General features: G+C 58.4%; 1 rRNA gene. It reads right to left on the bottom strand.

Annotation, left to right across the window (positions count from 1 at the left end):
- Window positions 1–269: ribosomal RNA gene (locus tag FAF44_RS54105) — 23S ribosomal RNA — on the bottom strand; the annotation flags it as partial.

Raw genomic sequence — 269 nt, 5'->3', positions numbered from 1 at the left:
GCGGATTTACCTACATCTCACCCTACATGCTTACCCCAGGACAACCATCGCCTGGGCTGGACTACCTTCCTGCGTCACCCCATCGCTTACCTACTACCCGATCGGACCGAGCGTTCACCCTGACGGCCGTCCCGAAGGACAACCCGAGCTAAGGACTCTTAGCATCACGAGGTTCAATATGGGCGCATTGAAGCGGGTACGGGAATATCAACCCGTTATCCATCGACTACGCCTGTCGGCCTCGCCTTAGGCCCCGACTTACCCTGGGC

Source organism: Nonomuraea sp. MG754425 (assembly GCF_021699195.1).
GTDB lineage: Bacteria > Actinomycetota > Actinomycetes > Streptosporangiales > Streptosporangiaceae > Nonomuraea.
The sequence above is the reverse complement of the archived record's forward strand: the minus strand, read 5'-3'. Positions and strand labels throughout refer to the sequence as shown.